The sequence below is a fragment of the Paraburkholderia caledonica NBRC 102488 genome, from assembly GCF_000685095.1.
Classification (GTDB): Bacteria; Pseudomonadota; Gammaproteobacteria; order Burkholderiales; family Burkholderiaceae; genus Paraburkholderia; species Paraburkholderia caledonica.
This window is the reverse complement of record NZ_BAYE01000003.1, coordinates 266,128-288,100: the sequence shown is the minus strand read 5'-3', so window position 1 is coordinate 288,100 and position 21,973 is coordinate 266,128. Positions and strand designations below refer to the sequence as shown.

Sequence of the window (21,973 nt, the reverse complement as noted above, 5' to 3'; positions counted from 1 at the left end):
TCCGCCCTTACTTGTTCGTGAAGATCGTGCGCGCGAGGATGTTCAGTCCCAGCACCGCGAGCGTGATCAGGAAGACGCCGGCCCACGCGAGCGATTGCCACTGCGCGAACGGGCTCATCGCAAACTTGTAGATCGTGACCGGCAGGTTCGCGACCGGCTGGCCCAGATCCGCCGAGAAGAACTGATTCGACAACGCGGTGAAAAGCAGCGGCGCCGTTTCGCCGGCAATACGCGCGACGGCGAGCAGCACGCCTGTGACGATGCCCGCAATGGATGCCTTCAGCGTAATCGACAACACCATCTTCCACTTCGGCGTGCCGAGTGCGAACGCCGCCTCACGCAGTGCGTTCGGCACGAGTTTGAGCATGTTTTCGGTCGTGCGGATCACGATCGGAATCTGCAGCAGCGCGAGCGCGAATACGCCGGCCCAGCCGCTGAAGTGCCCCATCTTCGCGACGACGAGCGCGTAGACGAACAGACCGACCACGATCGACGGCGCCGACAACAGAATGTCGTTGATGAACCGGGTGACGCTCGCGAGCCAGCCTTTCTGTCCGTATTCCGCGAGATACACGCCTGCAAGAATGCCGATCGGCGTGCCGACGAACGTTGCGAGCACAACCAGCATCAAGCTGCCGACGATCGCGTTGGCGAGACCGCCGCCATCGGTGTTCGGCGGCGGCGTGGACTGCGTGAACAGCTCGATCGACAAACCGCCGAGACCGAGGCGCAGCGTCGTGTAAAGAATCCAGATCAGCCACAGCAGACCGAAGGCCATCGCGGCGAGCGACAACGTCAGCGCCATCGCGTTCTTCATGCGTCGGCGTCCTTGCAGACGCACGCGCATTTTTTCGAGCGCGGCTGCGTCGTTCGAACCCGGCATGTTCAAGGTGGACCGGCTCATTTGGCGCCCTCCCCTTTCTCGAGACGAAGCAGCATGATCTTCGAAATCGCCAGCACGATGAATGTAATCACGAACAGGATGAGGCCGAGTTCCATCAGTGCCGACGTATGCAGGCCCGGATCCGCTTCGGCGAATTCATTGGCGAGCGCCGACGTGATGCTGTTGCCCGGCGAAAAGAGCGACACGTTATCGAGCAGATTCGTATTGCCGATGACGAAGGTCACGGCCATGGTCTCGCCGAGCGCGCGGCCGAGGCCGAGCATCACGCCGCCGATCACACCGCTCTTCGTGAAGGGCAGCACGATCTTCCACATTACTTCCCAAGTCGTGCAGCCGATGCCGTAAGCCGATTCCTTGAGCAGGACCGGCGTGACCTCGAACACGTCGCGCATCACCGAAGCGATGTACGGAATGATCATGATCGCGAGAATCACTCCCGCGCACAGAATGCCGATGCCGATGGGCGCGCCCTGGAACAGCGCGCCGATCACCGGAATGCCGCCGAGCACCGCGCCGAGCGGCTTCTCGAACCACGCCGCGAAGATCGGCGCGAACACGAGCAGGCCCCACATGCCGTAGACGATCGACGGAATCGCGGCGAGCAGTTCGATCGCGATGCCGAGCGGCCGGCGCAGCCACGCGGGCGAGAGTTCCGTCAGAAAAAGTGCGATGCCGAAGCTGACGGGCACCGCGATGATGAGTGCAATGATCGATGTGGCGATCGTGCCGTAGATCGGCACGAGTGCGCCGAACTGCTTGCTCGGCGGATCCCATTGCGCGCTCCACAGGAAGCCGAGGCCGAATTGCCTGATCGACGGCATCGACGCGACGATCAGCGAAACGATGATGCCGCCGAGCAGCAACAGCGTGACGATGGCGGCGAGGCGCGCAAGGCCGCCGAAGATCACGTCGCCGGCGCGGCTGGGCGCTTTCTGCTGCGACGCGCTGCCGGGCGGCGTCGCCCTCGGAGCGCCTGAAGCGAGTTGGATATCGGACATAAGAGCCTGATGGACCTTTTCCAGTTGCCGTGCGACGTATGCCGCGCGGCCGGTAATGCGTGAGTACCAACTGATTAGTGTTGCCTGGTGCCGGTACGTCGCCGGGACGTGCCGGTCAATGCCATTGGCCGTCCTCACGCGAGGACGGCCAATGTGTTACGTACAGCCGTTGCCCGCTACTTCCTCTGGGGCAGCGCTTACTCGGCGAGCGGCTTGCCCGCTGCGTCCTTGACCTTCGACTTCCACTGCGTGCGGATTTCCGACACGACCGATTCCGGCAGCGAAATGTAGTCGAGGTCGTTCGCGGCTTGCGTGCCGTTCTTGAATGCCCAGTCGAAGAACTTCAGCGTCTCGCTGCCTTGCGGTGCCTTTTCCTGCGTCGTGTGCAACAGCACGAACGTCGCGCCGACGATCGGCCATGCGTTCTTGCCCGGCTCGTTCGTCAGAATCTGGTAGAACGACTTCGACCAGTCCGCGCCTGCTGCCGCTGCCTTGAACGTTTCCGTCTTCGGCTCGACCACCGTGCCCGTCGAATTCTTCAGCGCGACGTAGGTCATGTGGTTCTGCTTGGCGTAGGCCCATTCGACGTAGCCGATTGCGCCCGGCAGACGTTGCACGAAAGCGGCGACGCCGTCGTTGCCCTTGCCGCCCGTACCCGTCGGCCAGTTGACCGTCGAACCTTCACCGACCTTCGACTTCCATTCCGTGTTGACCTTCGACAGGTAGTTCGTCCAGATGAAGCTGGTACCCGAACCGTCGGCGCGGCGAACCACGGCGATGTCCGTGTCCGGCAGCTTCGCCTTCGGGTTCAGTGCAACGATCGCGGGATCGTTCCACTTCTTGATCTTGCCCAGATAGATATCGCCGAGCACTTCGCCCGACAGGACGAGTTCAGCCGGCTTCACGCCCGGCACGTTGACGACCGGCACCACGCCGCCGACCACCGTCGGAAACTGGAACAGGCCGTCCTTGGCGAGTTCGTCGTCCTTCAGCGGGGCGTCGGAGCCTGCGAAATCGACGGTCTTGGCAACGATCTGCTTCACGCCGCCCGACGAACCGATTCCCTGATAGTTAACCTTGCCGCCGCCGGACTTCTGATAGGCGTCGGCCCACTTCGTATAAATCGGTGCTGCGAAGGTGCTGCCCGCGCCGGTGATGTCTGCGGCTTGCGCTGCGATCGCGAAGAGCGCGCCAGCGACGCCAGCGAACACGGTTTGCATCAATTTCATCGAAACCTCCAAGGTGTGAGCGGTGTGAGCGAGTAAGACGAACACCGCGAAGCTTAGGGTCTCTTTGTGACAGTAACGTGACTGACCGTGAAACGTATGTGACAGTGGGTTTACTAAGGTGAAAGGCGTTCCGGCGGGTAAATCGCTGAGCGGGCGGCGTCGTTGCCCGGTGCCTGTATAGAGTAGGCGAAAAAGATGGGGTGGGTGTTTGCGTGCGGGTGGGGTGGAGCGTGGGGGTTGAACGATGCGTGAGGGCGCATCAGCTCGCCGCAATGAAACTCGAGCATGCGCGGGCGGGGCCGTCTGTGGTCGGCCCCGCCCGCGCATTCAGACGCCCGCTTAAGCCGTCGCCTGCTTCACCGCAGCAGCTATGGATTCGGCATGGCGAAGCGCATCGTCGACGTGTTCGGCTTCCACCATGACCCGCAGCACCGGCTCGGTGCCCGATGCGCGAATCAGCACGCGCCCGCGGCCATTGAGCGCGTCTTCAGCGCTGGCGATGGCGCGCCGGATCGCGTCGCTGCTCTTCCAGTCGGCGTCCGGTTTCATCCGCACATTGATCAGCTTCTGCGGGAACAGCGTGACGCCGTCGAGCAGTTCGGCCAGCGTCTTGTCGCTGCGCTTCATAGCGGCAAGCACGAGCAGCGCCGACACGATGCCGTCGCCAGTGGAATGGCGGTCGAGCGACAGAATGTGGCCCGACCCTTCCGCGCCGAGCTGCCAGCCGTGCTCCCGCAACTGTTCCAGCACGTAGCGGTCGCCGACTGCCGCGCGCACGAACTTGACGCCTGCCGCCTGCAACGCGACTTCGACCGCCATATTGGTCATCAACGTGCCGACCGCGCCTTCGACCTTGCCGTCGGTCGCGATACGATCTTTCACCAGCACGTACAGCAGTTCGTCGCCGTTATACAGGCGCCCTGCTGCGTCGACGACCTGCAGGCGGTCAGCGTCTCCGTCGAGCGCAATGCCCAGGTCGGCGTGGTTGGCCCGCACCGCCCGCACGAGTGCATCCGGCGCGGTCGCACCGACGCCGTCGTTAATATTGAAGCCATTCGGCGCGACCCCAATCGGGATGATCTCCGCGCCGAGCTCGTGAAAGACGTGCGGCGCGACGTCATACGCGGCGCCGTGCGCGCAATCAACCACCAGTTTCAGTCCCCGCAAATCGAACGCCGCAGGAAAAGTGCTTTTGCAGAACTCGATGTAGCGGCCGGCTGCATCGTCGAGACGCCGCGCCTTGCCCAGCTGCTCGGACGCGGCACAGGCGAGCGGCAACTCCAGGTGCTCTTCGATCTGCGATTCGACCTCGTCGGGCAACTTGTTGCCGTCGGCGGAAAAGAATTTGATGCCGTTGTCGTAATACGGATTGTGCGACGCGCTGATCACCACGCCGGCCGCGAGCCGCAACGCGCGCGTCAGATAGGCGATGCCCGGCGTGGGCATTGGACCGGCCAGCATCACGTCGACGCCCGCTGCGGAAAAACCTGCTTCGAGCGCAGCCTCGAGCATATAGCCGGACACCCGCGTGTCCTTACCGATCAGCACGGTTGGCCGCGTGCCCGTGCGTGCCCACCGGTCTGCACCGACCAGGACCTTGCCGGCCGCATAGCCGAGCCGCAATACAAATTCCGGCGTGATGGGCCCTTCACCGACCTTTCCCCGAATTCCGTCCGTGCCGAAATAACGACGTGCCATCTTTTATGTTCCTCCTTGGCTGTGGGTTCAACCGCGCGGGCCGGCGTGATTCGCCGCGTTGCGCAGGGCTACCCAAACTTTCAATGCGTCTACTGTTTGTGCGACGTCGTGCACGCGGAGAATCGCGGCGCCGCGCTCCGCCGCGCAAACGGCCGCAGCAATGCTGCCGGCGACGCGCTCCGGCGCCGCCCGTCCGGTGACCGCGCCGATCATCGATTTGCGCGACATTCCCGCAAGAATGGGATACGGCGGCTCGCCGCGGGGCGCCGTATCCGGCAGACCCGCGAGCAGCGCGTAATTATGCTCGACCACTGCCTTGCCAAAACCAAAACCGGGGTCGACGCTGATGCGATCACGGGCGATGCCCGCCTGTCTGAGCGCGTCCACTCGCTCTTCCAGAAACTGCCGGACTTCGCTTACCACGTCGCCGTAAGCCGGTTCACCCAGTTGCATGCTCTGCGGCTCGCCGAGCATATGCATGACGCACAGACCGCAGTCGCTTTCGCGGACCGCATCGACGGCACCGGGCATGCGAAAGCCCCAGATGTCGTTGATCAGATCGGCGCCCGCAGCGAGCGCGTGGCGCATTACTTCGGGCTTATAGGTGTCGACGGAAAGCGGCACGTTGGCGCCGCGTAATTGCTCGACAAGTGGGATCACACGCTCGAGTTCTTCGTCGAGCGGCACTGGCGGCGCGCCAGGGCGCGTGGATTCGCCGCCGATGTCGATGATGTCCGCGCCCTCAAGCAGCATGCGTTCGGCTTGACGCAACGCATCGCCGCGCATCGCATACTGGCCGCCGTCGGAAAAGGAATCTGGTGTGACGTTCAGGATGCCCATGATCAACGGGCGTTCAAAGCTCAGCTTGAACCGGCCGCATTGCAACGGCTCCGGGATACGGGGAAAAGGAATAGCGACTGTGGCCACGTAGCGTTACATCACTTATGACGGATAAATGCAAAACGGGCCGGTGTGAAACACACCGGCCCGCACTTTCTACTGATAGCCGATCAGGCCGGCGCGGTCGCGCTGCCCGGCTTGACTTCGGTGCCGGGGCTGCCGCCCGACGAAGCGTCGCTTGCCGACGGCGGCGAGCTCTTCGGCGAGCGCGGCGGACGGCCCGCCATGATGTCGTTGATCTGATCGGCGTCGATCGTTTCCCACTCCATCAGCGCGGCGGTCATTGCTTCGACCTTGTCGCGGTTTTCGTCCAGCAGGCGCTTCGCGAGGTTGTATTGCTCGTCCAGCACGCGCCGGATTTCGGCGTCGACCTTCTGCTGCGTTGCTTCCGAAATGGTACGCGTGAAACCACGCCCAAACGGCGTTGCGTCGTTTTCGTCGTCAACGTAGACCATCGGTCCCAACGCGTCCGTCATGCCAAAACGAGCCACCATGGCGCGCGCGGTTTGCGTGGCCTTGTTGAAGTCGTCCGACGCGCCGGTGCTGATCAGGTTGAGGAACAACTCTTCCGCGACACGGCCACCAAACAGGATGGCGAGACGATCGAGCAGGTAGTCTTTCGAATACGTTTCGTTGTCATGCTCCGGCAGCTGCCACGTGACGCCCAGCGCACGGCCACGCGGAATGATCGTGACCTTGTGCACCGGATCGGCTTTCGGCAACAGCTTCGCGATGACTGCGTGACCCGACTCGTGATACGCGGTGGCACGCTTCGACTCTTCGCGGATCACGGCCGACTTGCGCTCCGGGCCCATGAAGATCTTGTCTTTCGCGTCTTCGAAATCCGTCATTTCAACGATGCGCTTGCCGCGACGCGCCGCAAACAAAGCCGCTTCGTTCACGAGATTCGCCAGATCGGCGCCCGAGAAGCCCGGCGTGCCACGCGCGATCACCGCTGCGTCGACGTCGTTAGAAATCGGCACCTTGCGCAGGTGAACCTTCATGATGTGTTCGCGACCGCGAATGTCAGGCAGACCGACATAAACCTGGCGGTCGAAACGGCCCGGACGCAGCAGAGCCTTGTCGAGCACGTCCGAGCGGTTGGTGGCGGCGATCACGATCACACCCGAATTCGCCTCGAAGCCGTCCATCTCGACCAGCATCTGATTCAGCGTCTGCTCGCGCTCGTCGTTACCGCCGCCCATGCCGGCGCCACGATGACGGCCGACCGCGTCGATTTCGTCGATGAACACGATGCACGGTGCATGCTTTTTCGCCTGCTCGAACATGTCGCGCACACGCGCAGCGCCGACACCGACGAACATTTCGACGAAATCCGAACCCGAAATGCTGAAGAACGGCACTTTCGCTTCGCCGGCAATGGCGCGCGCGAGCAGCGTCTTACCGGTTCCCGGCGGGCCGACCAGCAATACGCCACGGGGAATGCGGCCGCCCAGCTTCTGGAACTTCTGCGGATCGCGCAGGAAATCGACCAGTTCGGAGACTTCTTCCTTCGCTTCGTCGCAACCTGCGACGTCGGTGAAATTGATTGCGTTGTTGTTTTCGTCGATCAGACGCGCGCGAGACTTGCCGAACGAGAACGCGCCGCCTTTCCCGCCCCCCTGCATCTGTCGCATCATGTAGAACCAGAAACCGATGATCAGGATCGTCGGCCCGAGGTAATACAGCGCGGACACCAGCGCATTGGGTTCGTCGTCAGCCTTGCCGCTTACCTGAACGCCATACTTCATCAGATCGCCGACCATCCAGATGTCGCCGGGCGACACGATCTGGTACTTCTGGCCGTCTGCTGGAGTGACCGTGAGGTTCCGCCCCTGGACAATGACGTTCTTGACTTTGCCGTTCTTCGCGTCGTCCATGAATTGCGAATAGGAAACACCTTCCTGGACACGGGGCTTGTCGAACTGCTTGAACACCGTAAATAGCACCAGTGCGATAACCAGCCACACTGCTGCTTTCGAAAACATATTGTTGTTCAAAGCACCACTCCTTCACTTAGACGGGCGCCTACATTTGCCTTGCGGCACCACGAAAGCATTCTAATCCAGTCCGCAGACCCCTGCCATAAGGTTTCGCTACCACAGAAATAGCGTAGCGGGCTGCAACGGCGGAAATTTCCACCGTCATCAGCGCATTTATGGACAGACGCTGAACCATTCTGCAGGCCCTACGAGAGCCGCCCTATGCGGGTCGCCCTACGCGGGGCGCCCTACGCGGGCCGCTTCAAATGCTTACCCAAAATAAACGTTTCTGACGACTTGTCCCGCGAAGCCTTCGGCTTGCGGGCAGCCACCACCTTGAACTGGCGCTTGAACTTTTCGACAATCTGGCTGTAACCACTGCCGTGAAAGCATTTGACTAAAAGGGCTCCATCCGGTTTCAGGTGATTCTGCGAGAATTCCAGCGCGAGATCGCACAAATGCTCGATCCGCGCGGCATCCGCCAAGGCCACTCCTGACAGGTTGGGCGCCATATCCGAAATTACAAGGTCCACCTGGCGCTCTCCCACTAATTCTTCCAACTGGGCCAGCACCGAGTCTTCGCGAAAGTCGCCCTGAATGAAATGGACGTCGGCGACCGGCTCCATTGGCAGGACATCGAGCGCGATAATGGTGCCGTCGATCCCGCCTTCGCGCTCGGCGTCGCGCCGCGACCCTTTGGCGAGTTTGTTGCGCGCATACTGGCTCCAGCTGCCCGGCGTGGAGCCCAGATCGACGATGACCTGCCCCGGGCGGATCAGCTTGTCCTGCTCGTCGATTTCCTTCAGCTTGTACGCAGCGCGGGCGCGATAGCCTTCGCGCTGCGCCATCTTTACGTAAGGATCGTTGATGTGGTCATGCAACCACGCCGTGTTGAACTTGTTTTTTGCCATTAAACGTTGAACTCTTGCTGCGTCATGTCACGCTTTAGCGGATAATACGCGGTTAATTCGCGCGGCGACCGCCAAAAACCGGCAGTTATCCGCGATTCTGTTGTTCTGACGCGCCGCCTGCCGTACTGTCCCACCCGTATCCCGATTGCGCCCAAACCGAACCAATCGAAAGACGGGATAGGCCACGCAGGCGCTGCCATTTTAGTCGAGTCTCCCACTTCACATGCCCGCCCTCAAAGTCTCTTCCGACCAACGCGCCGAGTTGCGCTCCCAGGCACATGCGCTCAAACCGGTCGTGCTCGTCGGCGCCGAAGGTTTGACCGACGCCGTGCTCGCCGAGATCAAGGTTCACCTCGCCGCTCATCAGCTGATCAAGATTCGTGTGTTCGGCGACGAGCGCGAAGAACGCATCGCCATTTACGAACAGATCTGCGACACCCTGAACGCCGCGCCGATCCAGCATATCGGCAAGCTGCTGGTTATCTGGAAGCCTGAGGCCGCGGCGCAACCCGCGGTAAAGGGCAAACGCGGCGCATTGCCGAGCGCCCGCGAAGCCGCTGTCGAAGCCAAGCCCGGCAAGGGCCGCGCACCGCGCGTGGTCAAAGTCGTAAAGCCCAGCGAAGTGCCCATGCGCAAACCTAAGGCAAAAGCAGTGCTGGTGCGCGGAAACGAGCGCGTCACGCAAGGCGGCAACATCAAACGCGCGAAAAAGCGGCAAACAAGCGCCAAGCGCGCACATCAGTCGAAATAAGCAAACGTATGAAAGGTGCGGCGAGTTCCGCGCCTACTGCGTGCGGCCAGCTTTGACGTCAAAGTTTGGCCGCGCTCTTCGCCTGGCGCGCGGGCAGCGCACGCGAGCGCCACAACACAGCAAAAACCCGCCAGTCGGCGCTTTAGCCTGTTACTTTCCCCGAAACACCGGGAGCGCTCTGCTGTACTGAACCGGCTCCCTCGCCCAGCGGCAGCTTCCAGATCAGAACTACGCCGAGCAGGCTTTCAATCAGATAAAACAGACTCGAAATGCCGTGCAGCATGCCAAAGCGCACCGCATAGGCGGAATGCCCGACGTCGGTACCCGCTTCGACTGCGGCGATACGCATCGCATTCATGAACGGCTGCAGCGCGAAATAACCAACCAGCACGCACAGCAGCATACCCGTGACAAGCCAGCGCAACCGGCGATACGCGTTGCCGCCGCGCCGGATCACCAAGTTCGCGAGACCGAGCAGCAAAATGCCGCACACGGCGCCGAGCACCCCTTCGATGCGAAACAGCTGCGCGGCCACTGCGCCCGCCGTCGTCCGGTCGAGCGAGGTGAACAGCACAGGCGCAACGGCATAGCCGATAGTCAGCAGGCTGCCGACCCACACGACCGTCAGCAGACGGAAAATCCGATGCGGCATCAGGGACACCGGAGCGGCCCTCAAACGTAGCTAACTGCGATGATTTCGTACTCGCGCACGCCGCCGGGCGCCTGCACCGACGCAACGTCGCCTTCCGATTTGCCGATCAGCGCGCGTGCAATAGGCGAGCTGATGGAAATGAGGCCGTGGTCGATGTCCGCTTCGTCGTCGCCGACGATCTGATATTTGACCGAAGCGCCCGAGCCGAGATCTTCGAGTTCGACCGTTGCGCCGAACACCACGCGGCCGTCCGCGTCCACTTTGGACGGATCGATCACCTGAGCGCCTGCGAGCTTCGATTCGATTTCTGCGATGCGGCCCTCGATAAAGCCCTGCTTTTCCTTCGCTGCATCGTATTCTGCGTTTTCCGACAGGTCACCCTGCGCGCGCGCTTCCGAGATCGAGTTGATCACGGCGGGACGCTCAACCGATTTCAGGCGCTGCAATTCGTCGCGCAACATGTCTGCGCCGCGCTTAGTCAATGGAATAGTGCTCATAAACAACTCTCGTGAAAACGCCGGGCCGCTTCCGGTTCACTGAGCCCCGCGCCGCATCTGGAGTAAAGAGCCAGATGCGAGGAGTGCTTTGAAACAAAAAGCGGCCGTAAAAAAACACCGCGGTTAAGTGCATTCCGTGGGAGCCGGCGACCCGGGAAGAAACCGGGACACAGCACCTGCGGAACGCCGCTTAACCGCGGCACTTACATCTTGGACAGGAACTCGAAGCCTTAGTTTAGGCGAGCGTGCAAGCCTTGTAAATCATAGACTTCCAGGTCTTTCAGATAGCGCAAGCCCTCGACGGCCGCGCGCGCGCCCGACATGGTCGTGTAGTACGTGACCTTGTTCGCCTGCGCGCTCATGCGGATCGAGCGCGAGTCGGCGATCGCGGCGCGCGTCTCGTCGACGGTCGTGAAGACCAGCGCAATTTCGCCGTTCTTGATCATGTCGACGATGTGCGGGCGCCCGTCCTTCACCTTGTTCACCACCTTGACCGGCACGCCGGCAGCTTCGATCGCAGCCGCCGTGCCCTTGGTCGCGACAATCGGATAACCGAGTTCGTGCAGCATGCGCGCGACTTCGACGGCCTTCGGCTTGTCGGCGTCCATGACGGTCAACAGCACCGTGCCCGACTCCGGCAGACGCGAGCCCGCCGCCAGCTGCGACTTGAAGAGCGCTTCGCCGAACGTTTGGCCGACGCCCATCACTTCGCCGGTTGAACGCATTTCCGGCCCGAGCACGGGGTCGACAGCCGGGAATTTGACGAACGGGAACACAGCTTCCTTCACGCTGAAGTACGGCGGATCGATTTCCTTCGTCACGCCTTGTGCCGCAAGCTTCTGACCGACCATAGCGCGCGCTGCGATTTTCGCGAGCGGCAGGCTGGTCGCCTTCGACACGTACGGCACCGTGCGCGAAGCGCGCGGATTCACTTCCAGCACGTAAATGATGTCCTGCTTCGAGCCGTCCGCCTGCGGAACTTGCTGAATCGCGAACTGCACATTCATCAGACCGACCACGTTCAGCGCCTTCGCCATTGCACCGGTCTGACGCTTCAATTCAGCAACGGTCTCGCCCGACAGCGAGTACGGCGGCAGCGAGCAAGCCGAGTCGCCCGAATGCACGCCCGCCTGTTCGATATGCTCCATCACGCCGCCAATGAACACCGCTTCGCCGTCCGAAATGCAATCCACGTCGCATTCGATTGCGTCGTTCAGGAAGCGGTCGAGCAGCACCGGCGAGTCGTTCGACACTTTCACGGCCTCGCGCATGTAGCGCTCGAGGTCGCGCGGCTCGTGGACGATTTCCATTGCGCGGCCGCCCAGCACGTACGACGGACGCACCACCAGCGGATAGCCGATTTCGGCGGCGAGCTTGAGCGCTTCGTCTTCGGCGCGCGCGGTGCGGTTAGGCGGCTGGCGCAGGCCGAGGTCTTGCAGCAGTTTCTGGAAACGCTCGCGGTCTTCAGCCGCGTCGATCATGTCGGGCGACGTTCCGATGATCGGCACACCGTTCGCTTCGAGATCGAGCGCGAGCTTCAGCGGCGTCTGGCCGCCGTATTGCACGATCACGCCGACCGGCTTTTCCTTGTCGACGATTTCGAGCACGTCTTCGAGCGTCAGCGATTCGAAGTACAGACGATCGGACGTGTCGTAGTCGGTCGAAACCGTTTCAGGGTTGCAGTTGACCATGATCGTTTCGTAGCCGTCTTCGCGCATGGCGAGCGCGGCATGCACGCAGCAGTAGTCGAACTCGATGCCCTGGCCGATCCGGTTCGGGCCGCCGCCCAGGACCATGATCTTCTTGTTGTTCGTCGGATTGGCCTCGCACTCTTCCTCGTAGGTCGAGTACATGTAGGCCGTTTTCGTGGCGAACTCGGCCGCGCACGTATCGACGCGCTTGTACACCGGGCGCACGTTCAGTTCAATGCGGCGAGCGCGCACTTCGGCGGGCTTCGCGCCGACGAGCTTCGCGAGACGCCGGTCCGAGAAACCGCTCTGCTTCAGATACTTCAGTTCTTCCTTCGAGAGGCTCGCGAGCGTACGGCCGGCCAGCGCCTTTTCCTTCAGGATGATCTGTTCGATCTGTGCGAGAAACCACGGGTCGATCGACGTCTCTTCGAAAATTTCCTGCGCCGTCATGCCGATACGGAACGCGTCGCCGACGTACCAGATACGGTCCGGACCGGCTTCGCCGATCTCGCGAATGATCTCGTCGCGGTTATCGGTCTTTTCGTCCAGACCGTCGACGCCTACTTCAAGACCACGCAGCGCTTTCTGGAACGACTCCTGGAAAGTGCGGCCGATCGCCATGACTTCGCCGACCGACTTCATTTGCGTGGTCAGGCGCGAATCCGCTTCGCGGAATTTTTCGAACGCGAAACGCGGAATCTTGGTGACGACGTAGTCGATCGTCGGTTCGAACGACGCCGGCGTCTGGCCGCCGGTAATTTCGTTCTTCAGCTCGTCGAGCGTGTAGCCGACTGCAAGCTTGGCCGCGACCTTGGCGATCGGGAAGCCGGTCGCCTTCGACGCCAGCGCCGACGAACGCGATACGCGCGGGTTCATTTCGATCACGATCATGCGGCCGTCTTTCGGATTGATCGAGAACTGCACGTTCGAACCGCCGGTGTCCACGCCGATCTCGCGTAGCACGGCGAGCGACGCGTTACGCAGAACCTGATATTCCTTGTCCGTGAGCGTTTGAGCCGGCGCGACGGTGATCGAGTCGCCGGTGTGGATGCCCATAGGGTCCAGGTTTTCAATCGAGCAAACGATGATGCAGTTGTCCTTCTTGTCGCGGACCACTTCCATTTCATACTCTTTCCAGCCGAGCAGCGATTCTTCGATCAGCAACTCGCGCGTGGGCGACAGGTCGAGACCGCGCTTGCAGATTTCCTCGAACTCTTCGCGGTTGTACGCAATACCGCCGCCCGAGCCGCCGAGCGTGAACGACGGACGGATCACGACCGGATAACCGCCGCTGCCGGTTTCGACGGCGATGCGCGCCTGAACCTGCAGCGCTTCTTCCATGGAATGCGCGGTGCCCGACTTGGCGGAACCGAGACCGATCTTGGTCATCGCGTCCTTGAACTTCTGGCGGTCTTCCGCCTTGTCGATTGCTTCGGGCGATGCGCCGATCAGCTCGACCTTGTACTTTTTCAACACGCCGTGCGCGTGCAGATCGAGCGCGCAGTTCAACGCGGTCTGGCCGCCCATCGTCGGCAGGATCGCGTCCGGGCGCTCCTTGGCGATGATGCGCTCGACCACTTCCCACGTGATCGGCTCGATATAAGTCACGTCGGCCGTGTTCGGGTCGGTCATGATCGTCGCCGGATTGCTGTTGACGAGGATGACCTTGTAGCCTTCTTCACGCAGCGCCTTGCATGCCTGCGCGCCCGAGTAATCGAACTCGCACGCCTGGCCGATGATGATCGGACCCGCGCCGATGATGAGAATGCTCTTGATGTCTGTCCGCTTGGGCATAACGCTCTCGCTAATGTATTCCTGAATTCTTTCCGTCAGCGCGCGCCGCCTGGGCGTTGCGCGCGCTTTACCTCTCGCTGCTTCTGGCCGCGCTAGTTATGCCGCCGCGGTCTTGCCGGCCTTCTTCGCGTCCATCAACGCGGTGAAGCGGTCGAACAGATAGGCGATGTCGTGCGGGCCCGGCGACGCTTCCGGATGGCCCTGGAAGCAGAACGCTGGCTTGTCGCTCAGCGCGAAGCCTTGCAGCGTGCCGTCGAAGAGCGACACGTGCGTGACCCGCGCGTTGGCCGGCAGCGTGTCCGCGTCCACTGCGAAGCCGTGGTTTTGCGACGTGATGATCACGCGGCCGTTGTCCAGATCTTTCACCGGATGGTTGGCGCCGTGGTGGCCGGTTTTCATCTTCACGGTTTTGGCGCCGAGCGCGAGGCCCATGATCTGGTGACCGAGGCAGATGCCGAAGGTAGGCATGCCACGCTCGATCAGTTCCTTCGTGGCCGCGATTGCGTAGTCGCACGGCTCGGGATCGCCCGGGCCGTTCGACAGGAAGATGCCGTCCGGATTGAGCGCGAGCGCGTCGGCGGCCGATGCCTCTGCCGGCAGCACGGTCACGTGGCAGCCGCGCTCAGCGAGCATGCGCAGGATGTTGTACTTGACGCCGTAGTCGAACGCGACGACGCGATACTTCGGCGAATTCTGTTTGCCGTAGCCGCTTTCGAGACGCCATTCGGTCTGCGTCCATTCGTAGGTTTCTTTCGTCGACACGACCTTGGCGAGGTCCATGCCCGCGAGGCCCGGGAAAGAGCGTGCAAGTTCGATAGCCTTGGCCTCGTCGTCCGAACCGGCGAGAATCGCGCCGTTCTGAGCGCCTTTGTCACGCAAAACGCGGGTCAGCTTGCGAGTGTCGAGACCGGCGATCGCGACCACGCCTTCGTCCTGCAGATACTGCGTGAGCGTGCGCTCCATGCGGAAATTCGACGCGAGAACCGGCAGGTCGCGAATGATCAGCCCGGCGGCATGGACTTTCGTCGCTTCGACGTCTTCGGCGTTCACGCCGACGTTGCCGATATGCGGGTACGTGAGGGTCACGATCTGGCGCGCGTAGCTCGGGTCAGTCAGAATTTCCTGATAGCCGGTGATAGCGGTGTTGAACACCACTTCGCCAATGGTATGCCCGGGGGCGCCGATCGAATAACCACGAAAGACCGTGCCGTCGGCGAGCGCGAGCAGAGCGGGAGAAAATGACGGCAACACGGGAGACTCCTTGGGGGAACACCCTGTTGCCGACCTGCCTATCCGGTTTGCGAGCCGCAGCGGACAGCATCATGCGATGCGCGCGCAGACTCGCTCGCGTACTGCCGTTGACGTTGCAAAGCGCGCGCGAGGTGTCCAATGTGTCCATTTTGTGGACGGATCGGCTTGGTGCGGGCTGCTTGCTACGCCAGTGGCGCGCGGCGGATGAACGGTATGGAAGAGGTAGGCGCTAGGGTGCGGGTTGATAAGCTCAAACCTCGGGATTATAGCGTGAGACTGCCCTTCCCTCCAAATCCCAGATGGCCCACCGATCCCTCCGGGACGCACTGCAATCGGGTCAAAGCCTTACTGGGCGCGCCACACGACAAGCCGGCAAGTTTTACGTTACCGGATTCGGGATAGTACGAGCCGTAGGGTGCCGGTTCAGCGGCTTCCTGGAAAATCGGCGGGACAAGCTCATGCGTCCTGCTGAGCGTGGGCGGCGGCGTGCACTGACTTGCGCCCCGGAAGCACGTACCAGACTGCGCCGAGCACCTGAAACGCGATGAGAATTCCCCACGCCGCGAGATGAGCGGCCGCCGGATAATGGCCGCCGCTCGCCGGCCAATGCGACAGCACGGCGCCCACGCCGATCTGGAAGCCGAAGATCAGTAGAAAAATGATCAATGTCAGTGTGGTGTTCACGCGGCCGATCATCTGCGCTGGAAAGCTGCGCGCCATGACCGCATACGTGAGAATGCCGGTACCGCCGAAGATTCCGTACGCAGCCCACAGCAAGCTCGCCGGGAGCGGCGCGTTGAACACGATCAGCAGCTGGGTCAGCACATACAGCGCCATGCCGATGCCGCAAAACGCATACAGCGATACGCCGCGCCGCTCCAGACTGCGAGCCGCTGCGCCGAAACCGACGCAACCAGCCATCATCGCGAAGCCAAGAATCGACACCAGCGCAGCGGCTTCCCTCGGCTCGAAGCCCTGAACGTCGCGCAGCCACGCGCCGACCCATAGCGATTGCATCGCATAGAAAACGCCCTGCGTGACGACCGAAAACGACGCGATTTTCCAGAAGGTGGCGCTCCGTAGAATATGCAGCGTGCCATGAAACTGCGCGCCGATACTCGCCTGATGACGGGTTTCATTCGTCTCCGGAACGAGCATCCACTGGGCGAGCGCCACGGCGGCCGTCAACAGGCCCAAGCCAACACAGACCGAGCGCCAAGTGCTGAAAGTGAGCACCCATGTGAGCGGCGAGCCGACCATGACTCCACCGAAGCCGCCGAGCGCCATCACGAGACCGTTCATCAGCGGCAGACGCGCCGATGCGAAATGCTGCGCCAACGCCTTGAATGCGGCACCGAGGCACACGGACACGCCCACGCCGATGAGCAACCGCCCCGCCATCATCATTCCGAGGCTGTGGGCCGCCCCGAACACCCAGATTCCCGCGGCAGCAAACAGCAGGGTGACTGCCGTCACGCGCCGCGGGCCAAAATGGTCGAGTAATACGCCGGCCGGGATTTGCGCGCCCGCGAAGCCGAGAAAGTACAGACTGGTCAGCACGCCGAGATCGGCCGCGGACAACCCGAGGTCGTGGGTGATAAACGGCGCAAAACCGAGATTGACGCCCCGGAATACATAGGACACGAAATAACCGGCAGAAAACAGCAGAAAGACGCGCAACTGGGTCGACGACATACGTTCAATATCCGGTTGGCCGCAGGCCAAATGACGAACGATATCGGAATTCGACGGTGTTCGCCGACGGCCCCGCAAATGGAAAACGCCGTCACCACAGGGTGACGGCGTCAATGAAACGGGAGTGCGATCGCAGCGAACCGGCTGGGCGAGCCCCAAATGCAAGGGGCCCGGTCAGGGCCCCGATTGCCACCGCCGTGCCTACTTGCTCTTCTTTGTCTTGCTCGACGTGGAAGCCGACACTTTGGTCACTTTGCCAGCAGGCGCTGTAGACGCTTTCGATTTGCCGGCCTTGGCAACCGGCTCGGACACCTTCACTACAGCGGAGTGGCCACGTCCCTTCTTTGAGTCGTTGTGCGATTCGCTTTTAGAGCCGCCCACGCGCGTGCCGATCTTCTGTACTCCGCCGCCTTGGACGTCGGTCGCGATACGCTCAGGACCCGGTTCGCTCGGAACAGTCCTGCCGACCGGCACGTGCAGCACGACGACCTGCCCGCGCGACACGCTGTCCCGGTGCGTGCGATTCCACGACTTCAACTGCCCGACGGATACGCCGTAACGCAACGCGATAGCCGCCATGGACTGATTGCGGCGCACGCGGATCAGCATTTTGCGGGTGTCGGGAACGTCGGGCTCCATAGCGAGCACGGCGCTTTCGGCGACGTCCGCGCTGATGTCCTCGTCGTCATCCGAACCGCGCGGCACGACGATGGTGGAACCCGGCTTCAGGCGCATGCCGACCGGAATCTTGTTGACTTCCATGAGCGTGTCGGCATCGACACCGATCTTTTGCGCGATTGCCGCCGGCGCCGAACGCTCGGTGACCGTGTATGTGGTCCACGACGACAGCGAACCCGAGTACGTTTTCAGATTGCGCTCGAACGCGCTCGCATTGTCGAACGGCAGCAGGATTTGCGGCTGCGTCGCGCCGAGAATCACCGGCTTCCTGAACGACGGGTTCAACGAACGGAATTCGTCGAGCGAGAGATTAGCCAGTTTGGCGGCCATGTCCACGTCGATATCGTGCGACGTGGTGACGGTCACGAAATACGGGTGATTCGGGATCGACGGCAACGCGAGCCCGTACATTTGCGGGTTCGTCACGATGTTCTTGACCGCCTGCAGCTTCGGTACGTAGTTGCGCGTTTCGTTGGGCATGCGCAGGCTCAGATAGTCTGTCGGCAAGCCCGCCGCTTCATTTCGCGCAATCGCGCGCTGCACATTGCCCTCACCCCAGTTGTACGCAGCGAGTGCCAGTTGCCAGTCGCCGAACATGTCGTGCAGACGGGACAGATAGTCGAGCGCGGCACTGGTGGACGCCAGCACGTCGCGGCGCTCGTCCTGCCACATGTTCTGCTTGAGGTTGTAAGTGCGGCCGGTGCCCGGCATGAATTGCCACATGCCGGCCGCTTTCGCCACCGACAACGCCTGCGGGCTGTACGCCGATTCGATGAACGGCAGCAACGCGAGCTCGGTCGGCATATGGCGCGCCTCGAGCTCTTCGACGATGTGATACAGGTATTTCTGCGAGCGCTCAGTCATGCGCTGCACGTAGTCCGGACGCTGCGCGTACCAGTTGACCTGCATGTCGACGAGGTCCGTTTGCAGATCCGGCATCTGAAAACCACGGCGAATGCGGCCCCATAAATCGGCGTCGGCGCTCGTCAACTGCGTGACCGAGCCCTGATCGACGTTGATGGTTTCCTTGGCGGTGGCTGTCTTGCGGAGTGCGTCGGCTACGGCTTGCTGGCTGGCGGGATTTGTTGCGGTGGTTGGGCTGCTCGTCGTTGGTCCCTGGCTCGCGCAGGCGGCGAGCGTCAGGACCAGCAACGCACTAAAGATAAATCGCATGAACGTCTCGGCTTCCACAAGGGCTGGAATTTGCAGCCGATAGTACGAAACCGTAACGTCTACGTCAATCGGAAATTGACCAAAATATCAAGCAAATCTAGGGCTTGGCGAATTCTTCCGATTCTTCGCTTGAGGAAGCCCCCAACAGGAACCCGGTCACCGGAAGCGGTTTTTCCACTCGCGCATCAATGTAAACGACGCCAGCCGGTCGGGTACGTCGGCGTGCAGTTGCTCCCGCAAGGTCGTCTGAATGGCAGCGTTGTCGGCACGCAGGAACGGATTCACGGCCCGCTCGTGGGCGATCGTGGTCGGCAGCGTGGGCACGTTGCGAGCCCGCAGATCGCTCGCCTTGTCGCGCCAGGCAAGCAGTTCGTCGTTGTCCGGATCGCAAGCGAGCGCGAAGCGGATGTTGGACAGCGTGTACTCGTGCGCGCAGTGCACTTCGGTCGGTCCGGGCAACGCCGCGAGCGAGTCGAGCGATGCGAGCATCTGGCTGGGCGTGCCTTCGAAGAGCCGCCCGCACCCGCAGGCGAACAGCGTGTCGCCGCAGAATACATGCGGCGTGCCGCCCGGGTCCGCCGCCTGGAAATAAGCGATGTGGCCACTCGTATGGCCCGGGACCTCGAGTACGCTCAAGTCGAGCGCGGGTGCGGCGATCGTCACGCGATCGCCATGTTTCAGACGGTGTGTGAGATGCCCGATCGCTTCGCCAGCGGGCCCGTAGACGGGAACGGCCTGGCCATTCAGCAGATCGGCTACCCCGCCGACATGGTCTTGATGATGGTGCGTGAGTAAAATAGCGCTCAGTCGCCAACCGCGCCTCGCCAGATAGGCGCGAACGGGAGCGGCTTCACCCGGATCGACGACTACCGCATGGTATCCGTCGGAAACGACCCAGATGTAATTGTCTTCAAACGCCGGGACCGGTACGTACTCGAGCGCATTCATAGGCGACGCATTCTTTGATATGACTGACCGAGCGATTATAGACTGGCCCGCCTGGACGGATTCGCCGCCCGGCCGCTACGTGCTGGAATGGGAACAGACGCAACTCGATCGAGTGGTGTCGGACGTTTTCGGCTACCACGCGCTGCAACTCGGCCTGCCGCAGCTCGACGCGTTGCGCGAAAACCGCATGCCCTGTCGCGGGCTCGTGCTCGACGCCGCGAGCGGTGCGAGTGCACCTTATAGTTTCCCGCGCGCTCAGGCACTTGCCGGTGGCTCGATGGACGCCTTGCGAGACGGCTCCATAGACGGTTTGAGAGACGGTTTGAGAAGCGCCCCGGGCAACGGCCCCACGCGCAGCGGCCCAGCGCCGGTACCGCTGCCCTCGCCCGCCGGACGCAGCGCGGTCTGGTGCGACCTGCTGGATTTACCGTTCGAAGCCCAGAGCGTCGATCTGATCGTGATGCCGCACACGCTCGAATTCACGAGCGATCCGCACCGCCTGCTGCGCGAAGCGGAGCGCGTGCTGATGCCGGAAGGGCAGCTGATCATTCTCGGCTTCAACTCGCTTTCGTTGTGGGGCGCGCGGCAATCGGTCGGCAAGATGACGGGCCGGCCGTTCGTGCCCGCCGCTGTCGATCTGATCGCCTTCACGCGTCTGAAAGACTGGATCAAGCTGCTCGGTTTCGACCTTGAACGCGGGCGCTTCGGCTGCTATCGTCCGCCGCTCGACAGCGATCAGTGGCTCTCCCGGTACGGCTTCATGGAAGCCGCCGGCGACCGCTGGTGGCCGATCTTCGGCGCTACCTACATGATCAAGGCGATCAAGCGCGTGCGCGGCATGCGCCTCGTCGGACCACTCAAGGTGAAAAAGCCCGTTCTCGCCGCGGGCCTCGCGCCCGTCGCCACACCGAACACACGCAACCATACTCAATGACAGCAAACATCATCGACATTTATACCGACGGCGCCTGCAAGGGCAACCCCGGCCCGGGCGGCTGGGGCGCCCTGCTGCGCTTCGGCGATCAGGAAAAAGAGCTGTTTGGCGGCGAAGCGAATACCACCAACAATCGCATGGAGCTGATGGGCGTGATATCCGCGCTCGAAGCGCTGAAGCGTCCGTGCAAAGCCGTTGTGCACACCGACTCCCAGTATGTGCAGAAAGGCATTAGCGAGTGGATTCACGGCTGGAAAAAGAAAGGCTGGGTCACCGCTGCAAAGCAACCGGTGAAAAACGCCGATTTGTGGAAGCGGCTCGACGCGCTCGTCGCGCAACATGAGATCGAATGGCGCTGGGTGCGCGGGCATAATGGGCACCCCGAAAACGAACGCGCGGATCAGCTCGCCAATCGTGGCGTCGCGTCGCTCGCGGAATTGTGACCGTTGGCCGCCAGGCTGCGCCATTACGTTCTCCCCGCTTATTTTTTCGGCTGCAATTTCTGAGGCAAAGCTAACTCAACATGCGTCAACTTATCCTCGATACTGAAACAACCGGCCTGAATGCCCGGACCGGCGACCGCATCCTCGAACTGGGTTGCGTCGAGCTGGTGAACCGGCGCCTCACTGGCAACAATCTGCACTTCTATATCAACCCCGAGCGCGACAGTGATCCGGGCGCACTGGCGGTTCACGGGCTGACTACCGAGTTCCTGAGCGACAAGCCGAAGTTCGCCGAGATCGCCGACCAGTTTCGTGACTTCATTCAGGACGCGGACCTGATCATTCACAACGCGCCGTTCGACATCGGGTTCCTGGACGCCGAATTCGCGTTGCTCGGGCTACCGCCCGTCAGCACCTATTGCGGCGAGATCATCGACACGCTCGCGCGCGCGAAGCAGATGTTCCCCGGCAAGCGCAATTCACTCGACGCTTTGTGCGACCGCTTCGGCATCAGCAATGCACACCGCACGCTGCACGGCGCCCTGCTCGACTCGGAACTGCTGGCCGAGGTTTATCTGGCGATGACACGCGGCCAGGAAAGCCTTGTCATCGACATGCTTGGCGAATCGCACGGCAGCGGCGAAGCGCATGCGCCGCGCGTGGCCATCGACTCGCTGGACCTCGTCGTGATTGCCGCGAGCGACGAAGAACTCGCCGCACACCAGGCGGTTCTGGATGGCCTCGACAAAGCGATCAAAGGCACGAGCGTGTGGCGTCTCGAACCCGTGCCCGTATCGGATGAGCAAGCTGCTTAAAAAGTGCTGGACGAGCTTGCAAATCCCCG

The 21,973-nt window shown here is 62.1% G+C and carries 18 protein-coding genes; 4 read left to right on the top strand and 14 right to left on the bottom strand.

What is annotated here, in order from left to right:
* Positions 1-7: 7 nt before the first annotated feature.
* The 7 genes from pstA to BCA01S_RS08325 form a co-directional block, all read right to left on the bottom strand.
* The gene (pstA, locus tag BCA01S_RS08355; protein ID WP_027776526.1) at positions 8-904 is read right to left on the bottom strand and encodes a phosphate ABC transporter permease PstA; all 897 of its coding nucleotides are present in this window, start codon (positions 902-904) and stop codon (positions 8-10) included.
* The gene (pstC, locus tag BCA01S_RS08350) at positions 901-1,902 is read right to left on the bottom strand and encodes a phosphate ABC transporter permease PstC (RefSeq protein ID WP_027776525.1); all 1,002 of its coding nucleotides are present in this window, start codon (positions 1,900-1,902) and stop codon (positions 901-903) included. Before pstC ends, pstA begins: the two co-directional genes overlap by 4 nt.
* 197 nt (positions 1,903-2,099) lie before the next feature.
* Positions 2,100-3,131 carry a phosphate ABC transporter substrate-binding protein PstS gene (pstS, locus tag BCA01S_RS08345; RefSeq protein ID WP_027776524.1) on the bottom strand — a complete coding sequence of 344 codons (1,032 nt, stop codon included), beginning with the start codon at positions 3,129-3,131 and terminating at the stop codon, positions 2,100-2,102.
* A 339-nt stretch (positions 3,132-3,470) separates the two neighbouring features.
* A complete protein-coding gene (gene glmM / locus BCA01S_RS08340; protein ID WP_027776523.1) occupies positions 3,471-4,829 on the bottom strand; it encodes a phosphoglucosamine mutase in 1,359 nt (452 codons plus the stop codon).
* 27 nt (positions 4,830-4,856) lie between these two features.
* Positions 4,857-5,756 (bottom strand): dihydropteroate synthase, encoded by a 900-nt coding sequence (folP, locus tag BCA01S_RS08335; RefSeq protein WP_042318246.1) that lies wholly within the window; start codon positions 5,754-5,756, stop codon positions 4,857-4,859.
* Between the two features lie 83 nt (positions 5,757-5,839).
* A complete protein-coding gene (ftsH, locus tag BCA01S_RS08330) occupies positions 5,840-7,729 on the bottom strand; it encodes an ATP-dependent zinc metalloprotease FtsH (protein ID WP_006051983.1) in 1,890 nt (629 codons plus the stop codon).
* A 230-nt stretch (positions 7,730-7,959) separates the two neighbouring features.
* Positions 7,960-8,622: an RlmE family RNA methyltransferase gene (locus BCA01S_RS08325; RefSeq protein WP_020069434.1), complete on the bottom strand. Its 663-nt coding sequence runs from the start codon at positions 8,620-8,622 to the stop codon at positions 7,960-7,962.
* Positions 8,623-8,845: 223 nt separating this feature from the next.
* Here BCA01S_RS08325 and BCA01S_RS08320 point away from each other — a divergent pair, with 223 nt between their 5' ends.
* Positions 8,846-9,373: a YhbY family RNA-binding protein gene (locus BCA01S_RS08320; RefSeq protein ID WP_027776521.1), complete on the top strand. Its 528-nt coding sequence runs from the start codon at positions 8,846-8,848 to the stop codon at positions 9,371-9,373.
* Between the two features lie 142 nt (positions 9,374-9,515).
* Here BCA01S_RS08320 and BCA01S_RS08315 read toward each other — a convergent pair whose 3' ends face one another.
* The 7 genes from BCA01S_RS08315 to gloB form a co-directional block, all read right to left on the bottom strand.
* A complete protein-coding gene (locus tag BCA01S_RS08315) occupies positions 9,516-10,025 on the bottom strand; it encodes a DUF4149 domain-containing protein (protein ID WP_027776520.1) in 510 nt (169 codons plus the stop codon).
* A 20-nt stretch (positions 10,026-10,045) separates the two neighbouring features.
* Positions 10,046-10,522, bottom strand: a complete 477-nt coding sequence (greA, locus tag BCA01S_RS08310; RefSeq protein WP_027776519.1) for a transcription elongation factor GreA — start codon at positions 10,520-10,522, stop codon at positions 10,046-10,048.
* A gap of 230 nt (positions 10,523-10,752) precedes the next feature.
* Positions 10,753-14,007 carry a carbamoyl-phosphate synthase large subunit gene (carB, locus tag BCA01S_RS08305; protein WP_027776518.1) on the bottom strand — a complete coding sequence of 1,085 codons (3,255 nt, stop codon included), beginning with the start codon at positions 14,005-14,007 and terminating at the stop codon, positions 10,753-10,755.
* 96 nt (positions 14,008-14,103) lie between these two features.
* Positions 14,104-15,258 (bottom strand): glutamine-hydrolyzing carbamoyl-phosphate synthase small subunit, encoded by a 1,155-nt coding sequence (carA, locus tag BCA01S_RS08300; RefSeq protein WP_027776517.1) that lies wholly within the window; start codon positions 15,256-15,258, stop codon positions 14,104-14,106.
* Between the two features lie 456 nt (positions 15,259-15,714).
* On the bottom strand, positions 15,715-16,953 hold the full coding sequence (locus BCA01S_RS08295) for an MFS transporter (RefSeq protein WP_027776516.1): 1,239 nt from the start codon (positions 16,951-16,953) through the stop codon (positions 15,715-15,717).
* A gap of 201 nt (positions 16,954-17,154) precedes the next feature.
* On the bottom strand, positions 17,155-18,804 hold the full coding sequence (locus BCA01S_RS08290) for a transglycosylase SLT domain-containing protein (protein ID WP_027776515.1): 1,650 nt from the start codon (positions 18,802-18,804) through the stop codon (positions 17,155-17,157).
* 156 nt (positions 18,805-18,960) lie between these two features.
* Positions 18,961-19,752 carry a hydroxyacylglutathione hydrolase gene (gene gloB, locus BCA01S_RS08285; RefSeq protein ID WP_027776514.1) on the bottom strand — a complete coding sequence of 264 codons (792 nt, stop codon included), beginning with the start codon at positions 19,750-19,752 and terminating at the stop codon, positions 18,961-18,963.
* Between the two features lie 19 nt (positions 19,753-19,771).
* On the opposite strand from gloB, the gene BCA01S_RS08280 reads away from it, so the two are divergent.
* The 3 genes from BCA01S_RS08280 to dnaQ all read left to right on the top strand — a co-directional run bounded on the left by BCA01S_RS08280 (position 19,772) and on the right by dnaQ (position 21,944).
* Positions 19,772-20,686: a class I SAM-dependent methyltransferase gene (locus BCA01S_RS08280; RefSeq protein ID WP_027776513.1), complete on the top strand. Its 915-nt coding sequence runs from the start codon at positions 19,772-19,774 to the stop codon at positions 20,684-20,686.
* Positions 20,683-21,129, top strand: a complete 447-nt coding sequence (rnhA, locus tag BCA01S_RS08275) for a ribonuclease HI (RefSeq protein WP_006051973.1) — start codon at positions 20,683-20,685, stop codon at positions 21,127-21,129. Before BCA01S_RS08280 ends, rnhA begins: the two co-directional genes overlap by 4 nt.
* Positions 21,130-21,209: 80 nt before the next feature.
* Entirely contained in the window at positions 21,210-21,944 is a 735-nt protein-coding gene (gene dnaQ / locus BCA01S_RS08270) for a DNA polymerase III subunit epsilon (RefSeq protein ID WP_020069424.1), read from the top strand.
* The last annotated feature ends 29 nt before the right edge of the window (positions 21,945-21,973 follow it).